The sequence below is a fragment of the Thermococcus argininiproducens genome (genome assembly GCF_023746595.1).
In the GTDB taxonomy this organism is placed as follows: domain Archaea; phylum Methanobacteriota_B; class Thermococci; order Thermococcales; family Thermococcaceae; genus Thermococcus_A; species Thermococcus_A argininiproducens.
Window position 1 is genome coordinate 1,068,624 of the sequence record NZ_CP080572.1, and the last position, 14,689, is coordinate 1,083,312.

The 14,689-nt window shown below is 39.3% G+C and carries 18 protein-coding genes and 1 tRNA gene; 12 read left to right on the forward strand and 7 right to left on the reverse strand.

What is annotated here, in order from left to right; translation table 11 throughout:
• On the forward strand, positions 1-519 hold the full coding sequence (gene cyaB / locus K1720_RS05705) for a class IV adenylate cyclase (protein WP_251947401.1): 519 nt from the start codon (positions 1-3) through the stop codon (positions 517-519).
• Here the strand turns inward: cyaB and K1720_RS05710 are convergent.
• Positions 506-1,699: a redox-regulated ATPase YchF gene (locus K1720_RS05710; RefSeq protein ID WP_251947404.1), complete on the reverse strand. Its 1,194-nt coding sequence runs from the start codon at positions 1,697-1,699 to the stop codon at positions 506-508. The two genes, cyaB and K1720_RS05710, sit on opposite strands and share 14 nt — an antisense overlap.
• Positions 1,700-1,708: 9 nt before the next feature.
• Positions 1,709-2,761 carry an aminopeptidase gene (locus tag K1720_RS05715; RefSeq protein WP_251947406.1) on the reverse strand — a complete coding sequence of 351 codons (1,053 nt, stop codon included), beginning with the start codon at positions 2,759-2,761 and terminating at the stop codon, positions 1,709-1,711.
• 129 nt (positions 2,762-2,890) lie between these two features.
• On the opposite strand from K1720_RS05715, the gene K1720_RS05720 reads away from it, so the two are divergent.
• Genes K1720_RS05720 through K1720_RS05735 form a run of 4 tightly spaced genes read left to right on the forward strand, consistent with a single transcriptional unit; the run spans position 2,891 to position 5,813 of the window.
• Entirely contained in the window at positions 2,891-3,121 is a 231-nt protein-coding gene (locus K1720_RS05720; protein WP_055282118.1) for an LSm family protein, read from the forward strand.
• A gap of 17 nt (positions 3,122-3,138) precedes the next feature.
• The gene (locus tag K1720_RS05725; protein WP_055282116.1) at positions 3,139-3,327 is read left to right on the forward strand and encodes a 50S ribosomal protein L37e; all 189 of its coding nucleotides are present in this window, start codon (positions 3,139-3,141) and stop codon (positions 3,325-3,327) included.
• 53 nt (positions 3,328-3,380) lie between these two features.
• Entirely contained in the window at positions 3,381-4,388 is a 1,008-nt protein-coding gene (locus K1720_RS05730) for an ABC transporter substrate-binding protein (RefSeq protein WP_251947423.1), read from the forward strand.
• A gap of 60 nt (positions 4,389-4,448) precedes the next feature.
• Positions 4,449-5,813, forward strand: a complete 1,365-nt coding sequence (locus K1720_RS05735) for an MATE family efflux transporter (protein WP_251947425.1) — start codon at positions 4,449-4,451, stop codon at positions 5,811-5,813.
• On the opposite strand, the gene K1720_RS05740 is transcribed toward K1720_RS05735, so the two are convergent.
• The 3 genes from K1720_RS05740 to K1720_RS05750 form a co-directional block, all read right to left on the reverse strand.
• Entirely contained in the window at positions 5,814-6,953 is a 1,140-nt protein-coding gene (locus K1720_RS05740) for a tRNA (guanine(10)-N(2))-dimethyltransferase (protein ID WP_251947428.1), read from the reverse strand. It abuts the gene before it with no gap.
• 31 nt (positions 6,954-6,984) lie between these two features.
• Positions 6,985-7,248: a 50S ribosomal protein L35ae gene (locus K1720_RS05745; protein WP_251950578.1), complete on the reverse strand. Its 264-nt coding sequence runs from the start codon at positions 7,246-7,248 to the stop codon at positions 6,985-6,987.
• 62 nt (positions 7,249-7,310) lie between these two features.
• Positions 7,311-7,387, reverse strand: a tRNA-Phe gene (locus K1720_RS05750).
• A 138-nt stretch (positions 7,388-7,525) separates the two neighbouring features.
• Between K1720_RS05750 and K1720_RS05755 the strand changes: the two genes are divergently transcribed.
• Together K1720_RS05755 and K1720_RS05760 are read left to right on the forward strand one after the other, a co-directional pair.
• A complete protein-coding gene (locus tag K1720_RS05755; RefSeq protein WP_251947430.1) occupies positions 7,526-8,041 on the forward strand; it encodes an Hsp20/alpha crystallin family protein in 516 nt (171 codons plus the stop codon).
• An 85-nt stretch (positions 8,042-8,126) separates the two neighbouring features.
• Positions 8,127-10,559, forward strand: a complete 2,433-nt coding sequence (locus tag K1720_RS05760; RefSeq protein ID WP_251947432.1) for a CDC48 family AAA ATPase — start codon at positions 8,127-8,129, stop codon at positions 10,557-10,559.
• A 10-nt stretch (positions 10,560-10,569) separates the two neighbouring features.
• Here the strand turns inward: K1720_RS05760 and K1720_RS05765 are convergent, their stop codons facing one another.
• Both K1720_RS05765 and K1720_RS05770 read right to left on the reverse strand, forming a co-directional pair.
• Positions 10,570-11,280, reverse strand: a complete 711-nt coding sequence (locus K1720_RS05765; protein ID WP_251947434.1) for a DUF257 family protein — start codon at positions 11,278-11,280, stop codon at positions 10,570-10,572.
• Between the two features lie 228 nt (positions 11,281-11,508).
• Positions 11,509-12,009, reverse strand: a complete 501-nt coding sequence (locus K1720_RS05770; protein ID WP_251947437.1) for a type 1 glutamine amidotransferase domain-containing protein — start codon at positions 12,007-12,009, stop codon at positions 11,509-11,511.
• A gap of 147 nt (positions 12,010-12,156) precedes the next feature.
• Between K1720_RS05770 and K1720_RS05775 the strand changes: the two genes are divergently transcribed.
• From K1720_RS05775 to K1720_RS05795, 5 genes are all read left to right on the forward strand, one after another.
• Positions 12,157-12,573, forward strand: a complete 417-nt coding sequence (locus K1720_RS05775; protein ID WP_055283307.1) for a YhbY family RNA-binding protein — start codon at positions 12,157-12,159, stop codon at positions 12,571-12,573.
• Between the two features lie 3 nt (positions 12,574-12,576).
• Positions 12,577-13,029: a 30S ribosomal protein S19e gene (locus tag K1720_RS05780; RefSeq protein ID WP_055283305.1), complete on the forward strand. Its 453-nt coding sequence runs from the start codon at positions 12,577-12,579 to the stop codon at positions 13,027-13,029.
• Positions 13,030-13,103: 74 nt separating this feature from the next.
• Positions 13,104-13,442: a DNA-binding protein gene (locus K1720_RS05785; RefSeq protein WP_251947439.1), complete on the forward strand. Its 339-nt coding sequence runs from the start codon at positions 13,104-13,106 to the stop codon at positions 13,440-13,442.
• Positions 13,405-13,719, forward strand: a complete 315-nt coding sequence (locus K1720_RS05790) for a hypothetical protein (RefSeq protein WP_251947442.1) — start codon at positions 13,405-13,407, stop codon at positions 13,717-13,719. Before K1720_RS05785 ends, K1720_RS05790 begins: the two co-directional genes overlap by 38 nt.
• Positions 13,720-13,767: 48 nt before the next feature.
• Positions 13,768-14,667 carry a transcription initiation factor IIB gene (locus tag K1720_RS05795; protein WP_055283299.1) on the forward strand — a complete coding sequence of 300 codons (900 nt, stop codon included), beginning with the start codon at positions 13,768-13,770 and terminating at the stop codon, positions 14,665-14,667.
• Positions 14,668-14,689 lie beyond the last annotated feature (22 nt).

Below are 14,689 nucleotides of genomic sequence, written 5' to 3' on the forward strand. Positions count from 1 at the left end.
ATGGAAATTGAAATTAAATTTAGAGTAGACTTCAATGAGATTAGAAAGAAGATAGAAAATCTTGGAGCGAGGCTTATTAGGGAAGAAGTGCAAGAAGATTTATATTTCTCTGTTCCTCTTCCAAGACTTCTTCGAATTAGACATGTAATTAATCTAGGAGAAGTAATTTTAGGCTATAAAGAGATTCAAGACGAGAAAAATGAAGAGTTCGAGGAGATAGAGGTCAAAATCGAAGACTTTGAAAAAATGAAGGAAATCTTAACTCGACTTGGCTTTGGAGAAGATGTGTGGGTTAAGAAGCATAGACTTGTCTATAAGCTCAACGAGGTGACTTTTGAACTTAATAAAGTCGAAAATCTTGGGGACTTTTTGGACATAGAGGTCATAGGGGAGGATGTGGAAGAAGCTAAAGGAAAAATATGGGAAATTGCTCAAAAACTTGGGCTAAAAGATTCAGATGTTGAATCAAGGCTTTATCAAGAACTTATGAGAGAAAAAAGAGAGGCTACCTTGCGGTAGCAACGATCTTTATTATGTCGTTAAATTGAAGCTCATGATCTTCACCCACTCTTCTGTGGGTTTTTGCATTTACGGCGTACAAGAAGCTTTTTCCTAGGTCAGTGTGCACTTTATAAGCTAGGTCTCTTGGAGTAGATCCTTTTTTCATCAGAAACACATGGGGTAAAACATTTCCGAATTGATCTGTAAACTTATGTTCATCTTCGACAGGGTACACTGGGACTAGTTGAAGGAGTTCAAAAACAGCCCTATTTATGACTTCCTGAATTCCGGTAGACCCAAACCTTTCTAACACTCTTTCTCTGATGAGTTCTAATCCGTGTTTTTGTTTTTCGTTGAGGGATTTTAGTACAGTAAAATCATTATCGCCGGGGATGTATTCAATGTATCCTGCTTTCGCTGCTTTTCTTAAAGTAAGTTCTGCAACTGCAGAAGTTGGGACTACTATGTATCCTCTCTTTTTTCCCTCTTCTATAAGCCGTTTTATTTCGTCATCACTTGCTGCATCGGCTTTATTAGCAGCTATTATCATAGGTTTGTTTATTTTTCTGAGTTCTTTCACGAAATTAAAGAGATCCTCCTCTTTCCAAACAGTGGGGTCATCGTTCAGTCCTACTTTGTGAAGGGTTTCAAGTACATCTTCCTCACTAACTCCTATCCCAGTTAATTGCTCTGCAATTGCTCTTGATAGTTTTAAACCCTGCATTTTTATTCTCTTCGCAAATTTATCCCAATTTTTCTTGAGGATTCCATATATCCAATAGTCTATCTCTTTTTCTAGAAATTCTATATCTTCCACAGGATCATGATAATCAGTAGTTTGTCCTTCAACGTCTGTTTTTCCAGTTGCGTCTATAACGTGAATTAAAGCAGCAGCCATTCTTAAATCGTCTAGGAACTTATTCCCAAGACCTCGTCCCTCATGAGCTCCTGGAACAAGCCCAGCCACATCTATCATTTTTATTGGGATTAGTGCTACTCCATTTCTGTAATCATAATTCTGCGGATTTGGTATGCACCCAAGTCCTTTACAAGGATGTTCAGCTGTTGCATGGCTTACTCCGATATTTGCCCCAATAGTTGTAAATGGGTAGTTAGCTATTTGCACATCTGCAAGGGTAGCTGCGGCAAAGAAAGTTGACTTTCCAACATTTGGTTTTCCTACAACTCCTATCTCCATATTACCACCTCAGAATATCGTAAAGTTACCTTTATCCATAATTTTCTCTCCATCCACTTCTACGGTGGGATTCCATACCAAACAATCATAGTGGTTTAAAGCGGGAGCATCATTATCATAGTTTGCCCCTATTGCTATATGGATTGTTTTTCTTATCTTTTCGTCCTCTAATAGTTTACCTGACATCTGAGCCCGTGGGTTCAATCCTATGCCAAGTTCTCCAAGATGCCACGAATTTTTAGCATATTCCTCCTTTCTCATTTCAAGGGCCATCTTTTCTGCATTTTTTATTGCGTCTTCAAGTTTTTTAGCTTCGTCCCCACCTTCGATTCTCACTACAAAACCATTTTTAACATATACTCTAACAGGGGCTTTTGGGATAATACTCCTCCCTCCCAGGCCAAGAGTTCCATCAAACACTATTACGCCCTCGCTCTTTCCAACTGCTGGTGAAATGAAAACCTCTCCTGCTGGAAGATTCCCTCCTTTTCCGGCCTTTCTAAAGTCCCCATCATCTTTTAATGGTTTTCTTCCTTCTACGTTTATCCATAGATCAGTTCCCTTTTCCGTTGTTATGTGGACTTCTTTTCCCTTAGTTAAAATTTCTGCAAGAATCCTAGCTTCTTCCCTAAGCACTGCATAGTCTATAGGAACACTGCGAAGATACATCTCTTTTGTTATGCCCGGGCTCCAGAAAGATCTGATCTTTCTATCCCCTTTTAAGAGCTTTTCGAATATGTGCGTGTATTTTCTATTATCTCTTCCAACGTATCCAATGTTAAGACCATAGGCGTCCTTTCCAAGTTTCTTTTCACTAATTGAGAGTATAACATCAGGTTCTGATTTTATTGCTTCGATGACAGTTCTTTCAGCGTACTCTAGAGAATCTTTTGGCTCTTGGATGAGGATTGTGGGGTTTGCTTTAAATTCTTTTGCAGCATTAAACAGACTTAAGGAGATCTCAAAAACCTCTCCTGGGTTGGTTATTATTAATACCTCTTCTCCCTCGTTTACAGCTAAAACATCTCTCATGACGATTCTGGATACATCAATTAAGCCCACATTTTCACCTCCCAATTTCTTTCACCACATACCTTAATTAGGATTGTGCTTGAGAAGAGAAAGAGTTATAAAGCAAGCTTCCCGTTATCAATGTGAACTCTATCTTTGATTATTTGGGAGGGAAGAAAGATGGCGGAAAGACCACTTGATGTTATACACAAGTCACTCGACAAGGAAGTTTTGGTAATCCTCAAGAGAGGTGCTGAATATAGAGGAAAGCTCATTGGTTATGACATCCACTTAAATGTCGTCTTGGCGAATGCTCAGCTTATTGAGGATGGCGAGCCAAAGAAAAATTATGGTAAGATCGTTATCAGAGGAGATAACGTGTTGGCTATCTCCCCAGTTGAGATAGAATGAGCGAGAGGTGAGGTTTCGTGGGAAGTGGAACAGCTCCACATGGAAAACGGAATAGAACTCCCACTCATATAAAGTGCAGAAGATGTGGAAGGAAGTCCTTTAACACGAGAAAAGGTTACTGTGCTGCGTGTGGATTTGGGAGGAGCAGAAGGCTTAGAAAATACAGCTGGAGTCACAAGTGGAAGAAGGCAAAAGGTATTCTTTAACTTTTTTCACTATTTTCAAAAATTATAAAAACATGAATTCTTAAGGTACTTTCATGAGTGCTAAAGGAGATATTTTGGCTTGTCTCACAGCAAAAGGTCATGATGGGATACTTCAAAGCGAGCTTTATAAGCTTAATTATTCTAGATCCACAATTGTTGAGGCTATTGAGAGTTTGGAAAAAGAAAAGAAGGTTATTAGGAAAGAAATTGGTAAAAAGGCCTATCGTGTCTGGCTTGTTGAAGAAGCTCCCTTTCCAATAGAGGGAGTTCTCAGACTGGGACTTTTGAAGGCTGTTGAATATCCTCATGCAATTTTAACAGCTAAGGATCTTGAGAGAGAGTACGATGTAAGAATCTTGGTATATAACAGTGCTATTGAACTAACAAATGCATTGGCCTTGGGAAAAGTTGATCTAGCCTGTTCTCCCCTTATTACACAGGTCCTTTTTGGCCTTCTTACCAAAAATCTAAGAATTGCTAGTGGTTGTGGATTTGGGGGAAGTGGAATTGTCTTAAAGGGAGATTTAAAGGAAGGTATAAGGATTGGATCTTCAGAACTCTCTACAATGGAAACCATGCTGAAGCTCTTTTTGGAAAAGCATGGGCTTATAGGTAAAGCTAAAGTAATCTATTTTAAAAAACCCGAAGAGATGGTAAAATCATTTTTAGAGGGGGAAATAGATGCTCTAAGTATATGGGAACCATATTTAAGCAGTTTAGAAAAAAGCGGGCTTAAAGTTTATAGATATGTTGAACTATTTGGTCTTTATCCTTGTTGTGCTTTGGGAGTCAATTATGAGTTCTTTAAGATTAACAAAGAAATTTTCTACAAATTCATGGAACGCTACAAAGAGAACACTGAAAGACTTGAACAGCGAGAAGTAGAGGCTATACACTTAATGGAAGCGATTTTTGGATTTAAGCAAGAACAAATAAAAAATGGCCTTGAAGGATTTATTTATAACTATCGGTTAACCAAAGAGCAGATTGAATTGGCCTTGGAGCGGTTTGGTCTAAAGGTTTTCAACTTGGATTCTCTTCTTTTGACAAAAGATTTTTAACCTTTTGAAACTTTTTATATTTTGCCTCTAACCGTTAAGACAATAATCTAAGTGAGACTTATGGATGGGGAATTAAGAAAAAGACTCTGGGCACTTGCATGGCCTGCTATTTTGGCCAATATAGGACAAACTCTTGTTAACTTAGTTGATATGATAATGGTGGGACAACTGGGGTCTTTGGCAATAGCCAGTGTAGGTCTTGGGGGTCAATTCTCTTGGTTCATGATGCCTCTCATGTTTGCTATTTCTACTGGGACTCTGGCCTTAGTTGCAAGGTTTGTAGGGGCAAAAGATTTTGACATGGCCGAAAAAGTGCTTGAACAGAGTATATATCTAGCTTTTTTCATGAGTATTCCGGTAATGCTCTTTGGAGTTTTCTTTGGAGATGATGCCCTTAAAATAATGGGGGCAAGTGAAGATGTCATAAAACTTGGCTATTCCTACATAAGAACATTTTTCATTTTTTACCCAATTAATTTCATGGCATTTGCAGCTTTTAGTGCTCTTAGAGGGGCTGGAGATACAAAGACACCAATGAAATTAAGTCTATTAACTAATGGGGCTAATGTTTTCTTGAATTATGGTCTAATCTTTGGAAAATTTGGGTTACCAAGGCTTGAAGTGGTAGGTGCTGCGTTAGCCTCAGGCCTTTCAATTTTACTTGCTTTTATTGTTGGATTGATTCTTTTCCTTAGGGGATCCTTGGTTTTAAAATTTAAGCCTGCCTTCAAGCTCGACTGGGAGACCATAAAAAGGATACTCAGAATTGGAATTCCTGCTACAGTTGAGAGAATTATTTTCAGCTTCTATAACTTCCTCTACATAAGCATAGTAACCCGCTTTGGTACTATAGCATTGGCAGCTCATCAAGTGGGCTTGAGAGTAGAAAGCATAGCTTATATGCCGGCCTTTGGTTTTAATGTTGCTGCCTCAGCTTTGGTTGGTCAAAGCCTTGGAGAAGGAGATCCTGAAAAAGCAGAAAGAGTTGTTTATGAGGCACTTAAAATGGTTTCAGTGTTTATGGGAATTATGGCAATAATTTTGGTGGTATTTCCTAGATATCTCGTGATGCCATTTGTCACAAGAAGTGACCCTGACTATGCAGAAGTTTTAAGGTTGGCTAGTATATATCTCATAATCGTTGGAATAAGTGAGATACCTCTTGGATGGACATTCGTTTTAAGTGGTTCTCTTAGAGGAGCTGGAGATACAAAGAGTCCAATGTATGTAACGGCAATAAGTAAGCTCTTTTTCAGAATAATTCCATCATATATCCTTGGGTTTGGGGTCTCATTTTGGATTATTCACATCAAAGGAATGGGGGTTATTGCAGCATGGCTTGCCATGACGTTAGAAACATTCACAACAGCAATCTTTTTCTGGTGGATATTTAAACGAGGTGGTTGGAAATATATAAGGGTTTGATCATTGGAGGAGTTTTAACGTTTCCAGAACTATTTCAAAAGGTGCATCCGTTTTTATTGCAGTTGGAGAGAAATGTGTCCGACTGCTCTTATGTCCTTTCTCCTGGAGTATGCTGCACACATCTGAGAGCTTTCTTACTTCAAGAGAGTTTCGTCTTGCGAGAGCGTGAAAATCATAGAAAAACGGAATATTAAGTTCATCTTTGATAATACTCAGGAATTTGAGAAGCTTGTTCTTTTGGGGTAATTCGGCTTTTTCAGCTTTTTCTATCATTTTTTCTATGAACTTCTGTTCTTTGAGAGGGCCAAGCCATAAGGGTCCAAAGGCCCCTTCTCTACTTGGAAGAAAATTCCTTTCAATTTCGAACCTTCCTGTTTTGGGTTCAAAATATACGTATCCCATATTTTTGAGGGATTTATCACCTTCTTTTGCGCCATCTTTAAGTTGTAAAAATGCTCTAAAGTAGTGATCTTTGTAATAGGCAAAGAGAACATTGATTCCGAGGTCATATTTTACAGCATATCTAACGATAGCTCCTATCAAAATTCTTAGGCCACTTTCATGGCAGAGCTCGCCTCTTAGAGGTTTTGAGTTATACTTTCTGAGACATGCTTTTGGATGGGCTCCACAAAGAGGGGCAGTGTCTGTAGCGGTAACTGCTAGGACTCCTTTTCGTTTAACACTTCTCAGTGTTGAATCAAGAAACTCCATCGGAGAACCAAATGGGTCAAGATCCACAAAGTCAAAATATCTGAATTTTTCAGCCATCAAGAGATTCGCATCTTTATTGGTGGCAAGTATTTCTTTTTCCCCTTTTACTCTTGCCATTTTGTCATTTAAGGTGAGTTCTTCTCCAAAATTAATCTTTAGGTTTCTAATAATGAGCTTAAAGGCATCAGGATTTATATCATTAAGCCATATCTCTTCTGCATTAGTCTCCAAAGCATACCTTATTCCTCTAATCCCCGTGGCTGAGAGGGCATCTAAGACTGTTTTGGGATTTAAAACTCGTAAAACAAGGACACTTAAATCCCTATTTAATGTCATGGCGGGATTATAAAAAACAGGAGCATCATAAATACGCTTGGCTTTAGGTATAAAAATTTCTGCTTTTCCTTCTTTAATATTGACAAATTTCATCAAGCTACCTCCAAAAAGAAGGAAAGAAAGGTCATTTTATTTCAACGTAGTCTCCAAGGGCTTGCCCCGGTAATGGTCTCTCAAACCTTGCTTTTACTTCTCCTCTAACTCCATGAGTTCTGGTGATTTTGCCCACGAGGAGCTTTCCACTAGGACTTCTCCAGAAGACTTTCTTGCCAATCAATGCTGCTGCTTGCTCTTTACTCTCAATTCCAAGTGGTTTGATAATCATGTGGTTCTTGTGTAGGTGTTCTTTACTTCTCATGTAGCTTAGTACAATCCCTTTCATTATCATCACCGGAAATCACTATGGAGAGTGGCTTTTAAACTTTTATGTTTCCATAGAACAGGAAAACGTGGTGGGGCGAGGGGGATTTGAACCCCCGACACCCGGATCTTCAGTCCGGCGCTCTCCCAGGCTGAGCTACCGCCCCATGTCCAAAGTATAGAAGGTCTAATCCGCTTTATAAATCTTGCGGTAATTTAATCTTACTTAAGTATACTAAAATCGAAAAATTTATAAGGAGTTAATATTTTAATAACTATCGGTAACCAAAAGATGTAAGGGGGTGATGAAGGTGGCGAGAAGATGGTGGAGGAGAGACTTCTGGGACCCCTTCGATATAATGAGAGAAATACAAGAAGAGATTGATGCAATGTTTGAAGACATATTTAGGGGGCCCAGACTATGGAGTTATAGAAGATTTAGCGAGCCAAGAGGAGAATTTGAGATAAGAAGTGAAGGAGTTTGGAGAGAGCCCTTTGTAGATATCTTTGATACGGGTGAAGAATTCATAATTACAGCCGAATTACCGGGAGTCAGAAAGGAGGACATTAAAGTCAGAGTAACTAGTGACGCTGTTTATATTGAGGCCCAAGTGAAGAGAGAACACGAACTTGAAAAAGAAGGAGCGGTGAGAATTGAGAGGTATTATAGTGGTTACAGAAGAGTTATCAGACTTCCTGAAGAAGTTGTAGCAGAAAAGGCAAAGGCTAAATATAACAATGGCGTCCTTGAGATAAGAGTTCCTAAGAAATATCCAACCAAAAAAGAAGAGAAGAGTGGTTTCGAAGTTAAGATAGAGTGATATTTCATTATTTTTTAATTTGATTAAATAATTAAATAATGTTAGATTCACGGTCATTTAATAACTAAAGAGAGAGGTGATATAAATGAGCGATAGGAATGAGATTAAACTCAAAGTAGCTTCCGCTTATCAGAGGGATGTTGGTAGAGGGATAGTTAGGATTGATAGAAGTGCAATGAGAAAGATTGGAGTTCAACCAGGTGACATCATTGAGGTTATAGGTACTAAAAATACAGCTGCAGTAGTCTGGCCAGCTTATCCAGAAGATGAAGGGTTAGAAATTATCAGAATGGATGGTACGATAAGAAAGAATTCTGGGGTTGGTCTTGGGGATGAGGTAACCATAAGAAAAGCAGAAGTTAAAGAGGCCCAAAAAGTAGTTTTGGCCCCAACAGAGCCAATCAGATTTGGTCGGGACTTTGTTGATTGGCTTCACTCTAGATTGGTTGGGAGACCAGTTGTTAGAGGCGATTATATCAGAATTGGAGTCCTTGGTCAAGAGCTTACGTTTGTTGTTACAGCAACTACTCCTTCAGGTGTAGTGCAGATAACGGAGTTTACAGAGTTTGTGATCTCTGAGAAGCCAGTTAAGGAGGTAGCAAAAACGCCAGCTCTTGGAGTTACTTATGAGGACATTGGTGGTCTTAAAGATGTGATACAAAAAATTAGAGAAATGATTGAGCTTCCCTTAAAGCATCCGGAAGTATTTGAAAAGCTTGGAATTGAACCGCCGAAGGGTGTTTTGTTGTATGGTCCTCCGGGTACTGGTAAGACTCTTTTGGCTAAGGCTGTTGCTAATGAGGCTAATGCTCACTTCATAGCCATCAACGGCCCAGAAATCATGAGCAAGTACTACGGAGAGAGTGAGGAAAGACTTAGAGATGTCTTTAAAGAAGCTGAAGAGAATGCTCCGAGCATAATTTTCATTGATGAGATTGATGCAATAGCTCCAAAAAGGGAGGAAGTCAGCGGAGAGGTTGAGAAAAGAGTTGTTGCTCAGTTACTTACTTTGATGGATGGGTTAAAGAGCAGAGGAAAGGTAATAGTTATAGGTGCCACTAACAGGCCTGACGCTGTTGATCCTGCTTTAAGAAGGCCTGGTAGGTTTGATAGGGAGATTGAGGTTGGTGTTCCTGACAAGCAGGGAAGAAAAGAAATCCTTCAAATTCACACCAGAGGCATGCCTATTGAACCTGACTTCAGAAAGGAAGATGTTAAGAGGGCTTTGATAGAGCTTAAGAGTTACGAACGATTCAAGGGAGTTGTGGAAAGGACTCTTATGAAAATAGAGGAGACCCCAGATATAGAAGAAGATATTAAAGAACTTCTTAAAAACATTGATGAGAAGTTGTATGAAGAAGTAAGGCATCGTTTAATCGATTTCCTCTTGGAGGAGTTAGCTGAGAAGACTCATGGATTTGTAGGCGCTGATCTGGCAGCATTGGCAAGAGAAGCTGCAATGGCAGCTTTGAGAAGACTTATTGAAGAGGGCAAGATAGATTTTGAAGCAGAAAGCATTCCAAAGGAAGTCCTTGAAGAGCTCAAAGTTACAAGAAGAGACTTTTATGAGGCATTAAAAATGGTTGAACCATCTGCTCTAAGAGAAGTGCTCCTCGAGGTACCAAATGTTAAATGGGAGGATATTGGTGGTCTTGAAGAGGTTAAACAACAGTTAAGAGAAGCGGTAGAATGGCCACTGAAGTATCCAGAGGCATTTATAGCTATGGGTATTAACCCTCCAAAGGGCATTCTCCTCTATGGGCCTCCCGGAACTGGTAAAACACTTTTGGCTAAGGCGGTGGCGACTGAAAGTGAGGCTAACTTTATTGGAATTAGGGGTCCAGAGGTTTTGAGCAAGTGGGTTGGTGAAAGCGAAAAGAATATAAGAGAGATATTTAGAAAGGCCAGACAGGCAGCCCCTACAGTAGTTTTCATTGATGAAATTGATTCTATAGCACCAAGAAGAGGTACAGATGTTAACAGAGTTACAGATAGGCTCATTAATCAGTTGTTAACTGAGATGGATGGTATTGAAGAGAATAGTGGTGTTGTGGTTATAGCTGCAACCAACAGACCAGACATACTTGATCCTGCATTACTAAGACCTGGAAGATTTGATAGACTGATTCTTGTTCCAGCTCCAGATGAAAAAGCAAGACTTGAGATATTCAAGGTTCATACAAGAAATGTCCCCCTTGCAGAAGATGTTAGTTTAGAAGAGCTAGCAAAAAGAACTGAAGGATATACAGGGGCCGACATCGAGGCTGTGGTAAGAGAGGCAGCACTTAATGCTATGAGAGGAGCAATAGTAAAGGGAGAGATAAGCCCTAATACAAGGGCGAGTGACATCAGAAAACGTGTCAAAGTCACAATGAAGGATTTTGAAGAAGCCCTGAAAAAAGTAAGCCCAAGTATAAGCGAGGAGACTATAGAATACTACAAGAGAGTTGAAGAAATGTTCACTAAAAAGAAAGCTGAAGTGAAACAAATAGAGGGAAGGGATAGGGCAGTCTTTTGACCCTTTTACTCTATTTTGTAGGGGTTGGTCCTATTAAATAATCTTGAAGTTCTTGGGCATTGACTTTAATTTCTTTCCTATACTCACTGAAGTTTATGGATTTCTCAATCCTAAGAGTTAGTGTATTTTCTTCCAATCCTACGCTTAGAATTCTTGTGAAGATTTCCTCAAGTTTTAAGAGAGTTGTAGATTTGAGTGTTGAGTAGTTTAGAAATATAAACCCTTTACTTCTTTTGTCTCCTAGCATATTAGCAAATCCAGAAAGCATTAGAATATTAAGATCCCAAATATTTTCTTCATAGAGTTGAAGCAGAGCATCGACACCAACTATTATCTTTATGTAATTGTTGAATCGTTCTTCCACTCTATGGAGAGCTTCACGGTAGTGTCTTGTCCATATGGGGATATCCTGGGAGATGTCAACCCTTTCAATTAAACTCATGATGTTCCCAGTATGTTTTATGCCTCCAAGTTTTATCACTGGAATATCATTTACAATACTCGTGTCTATCCCCGCAGTCATTAGGTGTGTCTTGAAAAGATGGAGCTTATCAAGAACATCTACAATGATGAATGGTGTGTTGTCTTCCTGTAGCTGTCTTATTAATATATAAAACAAAAGATGGGTAGGATCGCTGGACGTATGCTTTATCACAACATACTCTCCCCACTTGATGTCTTTCATATAGTTCCATAACGAAAATTCAAACTCTTTTGTCATATTTAATCACCTACGGAGTGTTTCCACGTTTAAATATTTTAGGGAAGCGGTGAAACGAATAGTTTCAATAGGTTCCACAGAGTTCCTTACCGGGGATTGGGCATTCTTAGGTCCGAATGCCTTTTTGTTAATTACACTTATGTTCGAAAGTTAATAAAATTGTTGGTACATTGTTCGATATGAATACCACAAATCGACTTTCTAAATACCAAATAATGAAAAAGAAACTCACTTCAAAAGTTTTACAAACTCTCTCATCCAAGCAGAGATATCTCCAGGGTGCCTGGAGCTCACCCAATTTCCATCGACAACAACTTCACTGTCGATATATTCAGCTCCAGCGTTTATGAGGTCATCTTTTATTGCGACGACACATGTTCCTTTTCTTCCTTTAAGAACACCTGCGGATATCAGAACTTGGGGGCCGTGACATATACTTGCCACTGGTTTTCCAGCTTCAAACATCTTTTTAGCTATTTCCACAGCTTTGGGGTATATTCTTACAATTTCAGGTGCTCTTCCTCCAGGTAAAACTAGAGCATCAAATTCATCTGGATTCACTTCATCAAAGACTAAATCAACATTTACGGAATAATTGTGTTTTCCTACTATTGTACCCTTTTTGTTGCTTGCAATATAAACTTCATGCCCTTCTTCTTTCATCCTGTAGAGTGGATAAAGAAGTTCCAAATCTTCAAACGTATCTGCTGTTAAAAACAGTACTTTCATTGCAATCACCACTACACCAATAAAGACTAAAACTTAATAAGGATTTTTACTCAAACGTGTGTAGCAGTTAGGCAAGATTTAAAAAGCCCTTCTTCCAAAAACCTTCGCGTCCAAAAGTGGGCGAGACTTTAGAGAGAGGTGAGAGAGATGGAGAAACGTTTACCTGGAAAGGTGAGAAGAGCTATACGGGCCAAATATTATGATATTGAACCAAAAGCATGGGTTGGGAAAAAAGGTCTAGATGAAAGTGTAATCAACGAGATTAACGTTCAACTAAAAAAAGAGGGTATATTAAAGGTAGAAATAAAGAAAGGCGCACTCATTTCTACAGAAATGGATAGGAGAGGTATAGCTGAAAAGGTTGCGGAGCTTACAGATAGTGAGCTCATCGACGTTAGGGGCAAAAGGTTTATATTGTTTCGTCCCAGAGAGGGATGGGAAAAGTATTTAAAGAAGCTTAAGCTTAAGGAAGTCTCGAAGGAGAGACGGGAAGAAAAACCCGTTAAGAAGATCAAACTCGATATCGCTCAATTTAGGAAGAAGTTCAAAAAAGGGAGGGAATGAAGAATGGCGACAGTTTATGATGTTCCTGGTGATTTACTCGTCGAGAGGGTAGCTCAGAAGTTAAAAGAAATACCTGAAATCAAACCACCTGAATGGGCATTATTCGTTAAGACTGGTAGACACAAGGAGAGAATACCAGAACAAGACGATTGGTGGTATTACAGAGTAGCCTCAGTTTTGAGAAAGGTTTATGTGGATGGACCAGTGGGCATTGAAAGATTAAGGACATGGTATGGTGGAAGAAAGAACAGAGGCCATGCACCAGAACACTTTTACAAAGGAAGCGGAAGTATCGTTAGAAAGGCACTTCAACAGCTTGAGGCTGCTGGATTCATCACAAAGATCCCTGGAGAGGGCAGAGTGGTTACACCAAAGGGAAGAAGTTTCCTTGATAAGGCTGCCACAGAGCTTAAGAAAGAACTTGAAGAAATAATACCCGAGCTTAAGAAGTACTGATGTTTTCTCCCTTTTTGAGTTTAATCAGCATTTTCCAATAACTTTTTAAAATAACTTTTGTTGAGGGTGATAGGATGGGTGAAGATATAGAGGAGATTAGAAAGAAAAAGCTTTTAGAGCTTCAAAAAAGACTTGCCGAGCAAAGAAAGGCTGAGGAGGAGCAAATAAGGCAAGAAATGGAGTTAGAGGCCCAACTACAGGCAATAATGAAGCAGATTTTAACTTCTGAAGCAAGGGAAAGATTAGGAAGAGTAAAGTTGGTTAGACCAGAACTTGCGAGACAGGTGGAGTTGATATTAGTCCAGCTTTACCAAGCTGGTCAGATAAATGAGAGAATCACAGATGAAAAACTTAAAAGGATCTTGGCTCAAATTGATGCCAGAACAAGGAAAGAATTTAGAATTAAGTGGTGAAACAAAAGTGAGAATTAAGGAGATTATCAAGGCGCTCAGTGATAAGGGAGAGGTTAGTTTGGACATTTGGAAACCTATTTCCGCTAGAAAAAGTAGTGATGGAACACTTGACATTCTTTACCGAAATCGTGTTGTAGGGAGTGAGAAAGATCCTGTATTCCTCTGGGCGTATGTGAATATTGTTGAAGATGATGTTAGGGTATTGGAAAAGATTACGTTTAAAAAAGAACATGTAAAATGGATAACAAATTCAATAACTAGATTTGAAAAAGCTTAAGGTTTATATATGAGGATTGACAAGCTTACTGACCGTGGGGGTGTAATTGTGACTAAGCATAGGATTTGCCCTGTTTGTGGCTCTGATAAATTTGTTTATGACCCTGAGAGGGGAGAGGTAATCTGTGCAAGTTGTGGATTTGTAATTCAAGAAAACATGATTGATATGGGTCCTGAATGGAGGGCCTTTGACGCTTCTCAAAGAGAGAAACGCTCTAGAACTGGGGCACCTGAGAGCATCTTGCTTCACGACAAGGGTCTTTCAACGGATATAGGGTATGACAGAAATGTTAAAGGGTTAATGAGAGAGAAGATTTATCGTCTTAGAAAGTGGCAGAGCAGGCTTAGAGTAAGCGATGCTGCGGAGAGAAACCTAGCTTTTGCATTAAGCGAGCTTGATAGGCTTGGTGCAAGACTAAACTTGCCTAAACACGTGGAAGAAGAATCAGCTCGTCTATACAGGGAGGCTGTAAGAAAGGGACTTATAAGAGGCCGTTCAATTGAAAGTGTAATCGCCGCGTGTGTTTATGCTGCATGCAGACTACTCAAAATCCCGAGAACTTTGGACGAAATAGCAGATATGGCTAAGGTAGATAAAAAAGAGATTGGGAGAAGCTTTAGGTTTATTGCTAGAAACCTTAACCTTACACCAAAGAAACTCTTCGTTAAACCGACCGATTATGTAAACAAGTTTGCAGATGAGCTTGGTTTGAGTGAGAGGACTAGAAGGAGAGCGATTGACCTTTTGGAACAAGCCTATAATATGGGTCTTACTAGTGGAAAAAGTCCTGCGGGTTTGGTTGCAGCTGCTTTATACATTGCTGGCCTTCTAGAGGGAGAAAAGAGAACCCAGAGAGAAGTTGCAGAGGCAGCAAGAGTAACAGAGGTAACGGTAAGAAACCGTTACAAAGAAATGGTTGAAAAGCTTGGATTAAAGCTTCCCATTTAATTTTTATTTTAAAAATAAAAAG